This is a genomic window from Protofrankia sp. Cj3, assembly GCF_917627355.1.
Lineage (GTDB): Bacteria > Actinomycetota > Actinomycetes > Frankiales > Frankiaceae > Protofrankia.
The window spans coordinates 1-7,509 of the sequence record NZ_CAKJTR010000215.1 but is presented as its reverse complement, the minus strand read 5'-3'; the positions used below and the strand labels follow the sequence as shown (position 1 = coordinate 7,509).

Here is a 7,509-nt window from a genome sequence, read left to right as displayed (position 1 = left end):
GGCCTCACCGGCGCGGCGGGCGTCGCGGGCCGCCGCCCGCCGGCCCGACAGCGCGGCCAGCGGGGAGGCGCCACCCAGCCCATCGACGGGGCCCGCGGTGATGAGCGGTTCGCGTAGGACCAGCAGGACCTGGCGGGTCAGCAGCTGCATCTCGACCGCGAGCTGGGCGAGGAAGGCGGCGTGTTCGCGGGCCGCGTGCGCGAGCGCCGGGTGGGGCAGCTGGTCGGCGGCGTCGTCGAGCTGGTGGATCTGGGTGGTCAGGTCGGCGGGCATCGCCCGCACGAGGATCTGCACCGGGGCGGTCAAGCTGTGCAGGTATCGGGCGAACACGCCGACCAGGCCGTCCTGCTCACCGGGGGTGCGCAGCGCGAAGTTGACCGTGCTCGCGACCGCGACCACGGCCAGTCCGTCTGCACCGAGGTCGATTACCCCGACCCCGACCCCGACCCCGGCGTTGGCGTTGGCCGTGACCGTGCGGGCCGGCAATCGTAGGGGCACGGCCGCCTGGCCCGCAGCCGGCCGGCGATCCCCGCCGGTCCCGCGGGTGGCGCGGGCGGCCAGCCAGGCAAGGGGCGGGACGACGCCTTCGGGGGCGTTGATCCGCTGCCGTGGGCTGGTGCGTTGGCGGATCGCGGCGATCAGCAGCCGGTCCAGGCTGAGCCCGTCACGCTGGCCCAGGACGACGACGCCGGCGACGGCCGCGATCGGGCCAGCCAGCAGCACGAACACCGGCAGCGGCAGTAGCCGGTGGGTGGCGGTCCAGGCGAGGTAGAGCCCGGCGGCGGTGAGCGTGAGGATCAGGACCTGCCGGGCGGTCAGGTTCGCGATCAGCCGGTCCTCGCGGTCGACGTCGGCGGGAATCCGCACAGGATGCGTCATGGCAGGCAGGTCACCTTCCAGGCTGGGGCGGGCGTCGGCGGCGGGGCATGTTCGGCAACATCAGCTGCCGGTAGAGGGGCGGTACCGGCAGCGACGGCGGTGGTGTTGGGCGGGACACCGGGGGCGGTACGGCGGGTGTCGGCGGTCGGGCTGGGCGCGGGGTGCGGCGTAGTCCCTCCAGCGGGAGGGCGTATTGGCCGGTGCGGTCCGGGCGGAGGCCCTGGTAGGGGTCGAACGGCAGCTCCAGTTGCCGCCCCCGCGGCCCCACCGGCCGGACGCCGCCGGTGGCGGAGGCACCACGGCTGGTCCGCGAACCGGCCCGGGGACGGAGGTGGTCGACCTCGAACGGCAGGAGGTACTGCCCGTCCCGGTCGATCCAGGCACCGCCCTCGGCGGGCAGGTAACGCCCGCCGAGGCCGATCGCCTGGTCAAACGGCAGGGCGAGCTGGCGGTGGCCCGGCCGGCGCCGTACGGCGCCAGGGGCCGGACGGGACGGGCGGGGCACCCCCCGGGCCGGGCCGGGCCGGCGGACCCGCGGCACCCGGGTCAGCGGGAGCAGGAGCTGACCGTTCGGGTCGGCCTCGACGCGGGCGTAGGGATCATCGGTGCGAGCGAAGGGGTTCGCGCCACCCGGCGGGCGCCCGCTTCGTAGCCGGCCCCCACGGCCGATCCCACCGTGCCGGCCGCCCCGGCCGGTGAACCGGCCGCCACCGCGTCCACCGAAGCTCCCCGCGACGAGACCCAGCGCCCGTCCCATGACGTAGGCGCGGACGAGCCGGCTGACGAAGGACCTCCCGTTGCCGATCCGCGACGACTGCAGCAACCAGAACGGGATCTTGAACAGGATGTAGACGAGGGTGATGGACGCGAGCAGGTTGACCACTCCGTCCGGGGTGGGGCCCAAGACGGTGAACCCGCCGGGGGTGAAGAACACCCGCATCGCGGCGACCAGAACGAAGGACTGGGCGATCTGGATACCGAGCACGGCGCCGAACGCCCGCCACCACCAGCGGGCCAGCCCGTCGGTCTGGGGCAGGGCGTGCCCGGCGAGCAGCAGCGGGGCGGCACCGACGAGCGCCACGGTGAGCATCATTCGGGCGATGTAGGTGCACAGCAACGCGACGATCGACCCGGCGAGGACCAACCCCAGGAAAATCACGAAAATCGAGCCGTTGAGGCTGGTGGACGCAGGTGCCAACGCGCCGACGATGATGGCGCGGAGCGTCTGGGAGGCGCTGCCCGGGTCGACGCCGATGCTGAGGATCGCGCCGGGTAGCGAGTTGGCGAGGCTGATCGCGATGCCGGCGAGGGATTGGGAGAACGCCGCGGCGAGGAACGCGACCGGGATCCGCGGGGCGATCTCCTTGAGTGAGGTGCGGGTCTGCACGGAGCCGTAGGCCATCACCACGATCCCACCGATCATGATCAGGATGCCGTAGCCGGCGACGGTGATCTGCCAGCTGGTCATCCACAGCTGACCGACCGCCGGGACCTGACCGGGGGTGGGGGTGGTCAGCAGGGTGTTACCGAGAAGCTCCAGTAGCGGGTTGAGCGCGGCGGTCACCAGGCCGTGGAAGAACGCGTTGATCGCGCTGGTGACGCCGTCGACGATCCAGCCGGCGACGCCCCCGGGCCCGCCGCCGTCACCGCCGGTGCCGGTACTGGTGTCCGGCGCGGTCGGGGTGGTCTGTGGGCTCGGCGGCGTCGCACTCGGAGCCGGCGGGACTGTGCAGGCCGCCGGCGACGGTCCTGCCGGATCGACGGGGCACGGGTCGACTGTGGTCCCGGGTGCGACGGGCGACGGGCCTGGCTCCGGGTTCGGCCGAGGGCCTGGCTGGGTCCTCGGGGATGCTGCCGGGGCGGGCTGGGGGTTCGGTTGCGGTGCCGGCTGGGCGAGGGCGGCGGCCTGCCGGCCCGCGATGAGGAAAAGGCTGAGGGCCAGCACTCCCACCACCCGCCGCCACGGCCACCCGCGCCGGTGCGCTGGTCGCCCTGTTTGGGGCCGCGCGGCGGGTGTCCGCGGCGGACCGGGGACCGGGGACCGGGGCCGGGCGGGACGGGTGCCGCGAGCCGGGCGGCGGGGTGCTGACAATCATCGGTTATGCCGTCCCGACGACCGCTTTGAGGATCTCCACGATCAGCGGCGCGAGGGCGGCCAGGCCGTAGCCCCAGCCGGCGTGCTTGAACGACTCCTTGGCCTTGCCGACCTCGCCGGGTTCGCCGCCGGATGTGATGTAGCGGAGGCCGCCGACGGTCAGGAACACCGTTGCCAGCCCGGCGAGGATCCCCATGATCCAGTTGCGGATGTTGTTCAGGACGGTGCCCGGGTTGGGAGCGACCGGCGGTGGCGGGGGAATCTGCTGCGGCGGCACCTGCGCGGACGCCACGGACGCGGCGACCACGACGAGTACGACGAGCACGACGACGAACAGCACGACCCAGCCGCCAGCCCGCAGCCAGCGGCGGCGGCCGGGGTGAGGGGCGGTCAGCCGCATGCCGCCACCTCCACGAGTGCCACCGCACCAGCCGGGCGGAATGACGAGACAGCCGTGGCCTTCGGCCCGGACGGGGCACGCTGCTGCGGTGGCGGGGGTGGTTCGTCGGCCGGCAGGCGCGGCGCCCGGCCGGTGCGGACCGGGCCGGCAAGGTAGTCGATCAGCCGTCGTTCGGCGCGGTCGCGCAGCCGGTAGGCGGCGCGCCGCGGGGTCGCATGACACGCGGCCCAAGCGCTCACCGGGACATCGGCGAGCCGGGTCGCGGCGATCACGCCGGCCTCGGCCACAGTCAGGACTCCGTCCGCGACCGCGCCGGCCAGGATGTCATCCGGACCGCCGGCCCATGGCTGGGCGACAGCACGGGTGTGGAACAGGTCCGGATCGGGATGGGGGGTCTCCAGCGCCTGAGTCAGCAGCGCCAGCCCCGCCCGGTAGGCCGCCCAGCGCAGCCGCACCGCGATCCGCGGCAGGTCGAGGCGGGCGGTGGCGAGCGCCGCGAGGAACCCGGTCAGGACCTCAGCCTGCACATCCGCCGGGTCGAGGTATCCATGGCCGCCGAGCCGGGATGCCACCGCCCGCAGCGCGGGCAGCGCCATCCCGGCGGCGCCGACTGTCCAGGCGCCGCCGCGCCGGCGGGAGCAGCGGACCACCACCGCCCAGGCGGCATCACGGGTGGCCGGTGGGCAGGAGCGAGCCAGCAGCATGTCACGCAGCTCGTCCAACGCCACCAGCCGGTCGGGCAGACCGGCCACCAGCGCGCCGTCCAGAGCCAGCGGCGCGGGGCCAGCGACCAGCAGCGCGAAGCAGTCCCGCAATGTCGCCAACGGCAAGGCGGGCGCGCCCTGGCCGGCCGCTCGCGCAGGAAGAGAAGACATTTCGTCGGGCATGACCGCCGTCCTTCACTGTCACGGAAATTCGGACAGCCACAAGGACGCCACACCGATGCCAGCGAAAAGCCAGAACGATCTCCCAGCAAACGCCCAGCAGAGATCGCTGGCGCCCAGCGCAATCACAGCGAGCCCGTGCCGGCATTCCCACCAGCCCACCCCTCGGCCCGATGCCACCGGGCGGCTCGGACCTGCCCAGCACCGCTCTGACCTGCGACGCTGTGACAGCGCTGGCAGTCCGCTGGCATCCCTCGGCAGGCTCCCAGCCGGGCCTACGCCGGCACCCACAAGAAAAATCGTGAAAAATTTCCGGCCGCCCGGTGCAGCGCTGTCAGCGATCTCCCAGCGATCAATAGTCCCGGCGGACTAGACCACTGCCAGCGGGAAAAATCTTGGAAAAAGTTGCGGAGGTGGTGACACAAAACCGCCCAGCAGACGGTCTCCTTTTACGACCGCGAAAACGCCTCGCTGTGAAAGGCAGACCACCGATGCCAACCGCATCCGACCACGACCACGACCACTCCGTCGTCCCCGCGGGCCGGCCGGCGACCGTCTGGCCGTGCCAGCCGGCCACCCCTGACCGCCGGCCGGCTGGCTGGCTTCAGGCCGCCGTGGAACGGCTCGTCGCCATCTGCACCCGTCCCGGCGATCCCGTCCTGCTGCTGGACCCGCCGTCCCCGGCCGAGGCCGGGCCGCCCACCGCTGCCGGCGACGACACGACCGGCGGGTTCACCGAGACCGGCTGGGCCGTCGCCCGACTCGGCCGGCCCGTCCAGGTCCGCACCGCGCCAGCCGACCCGGCCCCGCGGCCAGCGGTGTCCGGACCCGGACCCGACCCGGCGTTCGGTCCCGGCCCGGACACCGACCGCCACACGCTCGTCGTCACGGTCGTCGCCCCGACCCGGTTCGGCTGGTTCACCCACATTCCCTGGAGCCAGCTGGTGGCCCCCGGCGGCACCCTAGCGGTCATCACCCGCAGCGACAGCGTCGCCGGCTGGCTCATCGACCCGACCATCGAGCTGACGACCGCGGCCTGGTACGGCGGGCTCACGCTGCTCGACCGCATCGTCCTGATGGAGGTCCCCCTCGACCAGCTCGACCAGCTCGACCAGCTCCCCACACCCATCCCGACGGGGATGCTGGCCCGGCGCGTGCATTCCGATCTGCTGCTGTTCACTACGGTCAGCGCGCCGGTCCCACCCGGGGGCGAGGGCTGGTGAGAGGCGAACCCGAGGGGTGGCGCCGTGACGATCGGTGGGCGACGGTCTGGCCCACCGGCCGGCCCAGCCTCGCCGGCCAGTACGGCGCCAGCGGCTACCCGCCCCGTCCGGGGAGAACCGCTGACCGCCAGCGAGGAGGAAACACGTCCGCCCATGGGGACATCACCTGTCCGCCAGCGGGGAAATCTCGGTGTTCCGCGACACCGCCCGCCTCCGCCGAGGAAGGCGCAGTGCTCTCGCCGACGGTCGCAGCCCACGCCATCGCCGTCTACAGCCGGCCTGGGGACACCGTCTGCGACCCGGACTGCGGGCCCGGGACGGTCGTCGCCGAAGCGGTCCGTGCCCGCCGTCACGCGATCGGCATCGCCTGCGACACGCACGGGTGGAAGGCGGCCCGCGCCGCACTGACCGCGGCGAAAGCCCGGGGCGCACCCGGCGACGGGATAATCATCGACGCGCCGCCCGACGCGTGGTCCTGGACCGGACTCGGACCGATCGACCTGCTCCTGACCGCGATCGGACCGCCCGCCGACCCCGCCGGTCCGGCCGGCGACCGGCTGCGTGCCCGCCTCGCCGGCTACCGGAACCTGTCCCGGCCCCAGGGCCGCCTCGTGGTCGTCGCGGCCTACCGCGTCCGCGGTGGTGTCGACCTGGCCAGCCGGGTCGCCGCCGCCGGCCGGGACACCGGCTGGCGACCCGTGCAGCGGGCCGTCGCGCTCACCGCCGTCCCCTACATCCCGGCGCTCGGCACGGCCCGCCAGACGGGGTGGGCACGCGCCTACCCCGTCCACCAAGACGTGATCGTCTTCCGCGCCGACGGCAGGCGAGCACGAGAACCCAGGCAGCCGGACCCGCCGCAGCTCACACCGGCCGCCGACTCGCGCGGCGCCGTGGCAGACCGCCCGGCCGCATAGACCGCCCTCCGCCGGCCGCGCTCGCACGCGCCGCCGCGGCCGGCCGTCCCCGCTTCTCCTCGCTCGCCTTCCTCCGGCTGGAGCCCTCATGTCTGACCTGCTGCCCCTTCCAGCGCTGCCACCCGCCCCGATCGAGCCGGAGCGCCGGCCTGGCTGGTGGTGGCGGCTCACCCACCCCCGCAGCGCACGAGCCATACGGCAGGCGCGGCTGCTCGCCGCCCACCACGCCTGGACCACCGAACGCGCCCGCCAAGCCCAGATCGACCTCGTCCGGGCCGGCTTCCACCTCGGCCCGGTGCCCTTCGGCTACCTGCCGCACCGGATCACCGTGCTTGCCCCGGACGGCCCGCCCCGCCGCCGCGTCCGCCTCGTGCCCGACCAGGGACCCGCGGCCCTCGTCGCGACGATCTTCCGGTGGCGGGTCGAGGACCGGCTCACCCCCAGCTCCATCGCCACCCGCCTGCGCAGCGTCCAGGACCTGTACTTCGACGTCGCCGACCCCGCCACCGGCATACCGCGGCCGTGGACCTCCACGGCGATCGGCCGGGTCCTGACCAACCCCATCTACACCGGCGCCACCGTCTGGGGCCGCACCCACGCCGGCCAGCCCGTCCCACCCGAACACTGGATCATCTGCCCCCACGCCCACCAGCCCATCATCGACGGGCGAACGTTCTACCGCGTCCAGCTCCTCGCCACCCCCGGGACCGCGATCCTCAGCCCGCACCTGCCGCCCTGGGAGTTCCCCCCCGACCCCCCGACCGACCTGGGAACCGCCAGCGGTAACCGCGGGGCGATCACGTGACCACACCCCTCCGCCGCGCCTACCGATCCAACAGCTGCTGTGCAACGAGTCTCGGCAGGCGACACGGCGGGCAGGTGTCGTCGTGACGGCACACGCGCCGCGAGACCGGGACGGAATTGACCACACGCCCACCGCCGCCGATTCCGCGCCGCATTCCACCGGACGCCAGGATGTGGCCCGGCAGGTGAACATCGAACGGGTCGAGACCGTCGCGATGACCGCCGACGAATACGAGGCTGCGGTGTCCGCATTGGCCGAACTCGTCCTACAGTGGGAAAGGAACGGATCGCCGAACACGGCGCCGACACA

At 73.8% G+C, this 7,509-nt stretch carries 8 protein-coding genes; 4 read left to right on the top strand and 4 right to left on the bottom strand.

Going from position 1 to position 7,509, the window contains the following annotated elements:
• From MJ783_RS20510 to MJ783_RS20495, 4 genes are all read right to left on the bottom strand, one after another.
• The coding region (locus MJ783_RS20510; RefSeq protein ID WP_239312828.1) for a PrgI family protein at nt 1–879 on the bottom strand (879 nt) is incomplete at its 3' end.
• A gap of 10 nt (nt 880–889) precedes the next feature.
• Complete coding sequence (locus MJ783_RS20505) at nt 890–2,824, bottom strand: hypothetical protein (RefSeq protein ID WP_239312826.1); 1,935 nt, start codon at nt 2,822–2,824, stop codon at nt 890–892.
• A 154-nt stretch (nt 2,825–2,978) separates the two neighbouring features.
• A complete protein-coding gene (locus tag MJ783_RS20500; RefSeq protein WP_239312824.1) occupies nt 2,979–3,374 on the bottom strand; it encodes a pilin in 396 nt (131 codons plus the stop codon).
• Nucleotides 3,365–4,261: a hypothetical protein gene (locus MJ783_RS20495; protein WP_239312822.1), complete on the bottom strand. Its 897-nt coding sequence runs from the start codon at nt 4,259–4,261 to the stop codon at nt 3,365–3,367. Before MJ783_RS20495 ends, MJ783_RS20500 begins: the two co-directional genes overlap by 10 nt.
• 488 nt (nt 4,262–4,749) lie before the next feature.
• On the opposite strand from MJ783_RS20495, the gene MJ783_RS20490 reads away from it, so the two are divergent.
• From MJ783_RS20490 to MJ783_RS20475, 4 genes are all read left to right on the top strand, one after another.
• Nucleotides 4,750–5,481 carry a hypothetical protein gene (locus MJ783_RS20490; protein WP_239312820.1) on the top strand — a complete coding sequence of 244 codons (732 nt, stop codon included), beginning with the start codon at nt 4,750–4,752 and terminating at the stop codon, nt 5,479–5,481.
• A 230-nt stretch (nt 5,482–5,711) separates the two neighbouring features.
• Nucleotides 5,712–6,395, top strand: a complete 684-nt coding sequence (locus tag MJ783_RS20485; protein WP_239312818.1) for a site-specific DNA-methyltransferase — start codon at nt 5,712–5,714, stop codon at nt 6,393–6,395.
• Nucleotides 6,396–6,483: 88 nt separating this feature from the next.
• A complete protein-coding gene (locus MJ783_RS20480; protein WP_239312816.1) occupies nt 6,484–7,200 on the top strand; it encodes a recombinase family protein in 717 nt (238 codons plus the stop codon).
• Nucleotides 7,201–7,282: 82 nt separating this feature from the next.
• Nucleotides 7,283–7,509: hypothetical protein (locus MJ783_RS20475; protein ID WP_239312814.1), on the top strand; the 227-nt coding region annotated here is incomplete at its 3' end.

Bases quoted from the DNA above. Each gene is read 5' to 3' on its own strand.
- MJ783_RS20480 (WP_239312816.1), top strand. From the start codon at position 6,484: ATGTCTGACCTGCTGCCCCTTCCAGCGCTGCCACCCGCCCCGATCGAG.
- MJ783_RS20495 (WP_239312822.1), bottom strand. From the start codon at position 4,261: ATGCCCGACGAAATGTCTTCTCTTCCTGCGCGAGCGGCCGGCCAGGGC.
- MJ783_RS20490 (WP_239312820.1), top strand. From the start codon at position 4,750: ATGCCAACCGCATCCGACCACGACCACGACCACTCCGTCGTCCCCGCG.
- MJ783_RS20500 (WP_239312824.1), bottom strand. From the start codon at position 3,374: ATGCGGCTGACCGCCCCTCACCCCGGCCGCCGCCGCTGGCTGCGGGCT.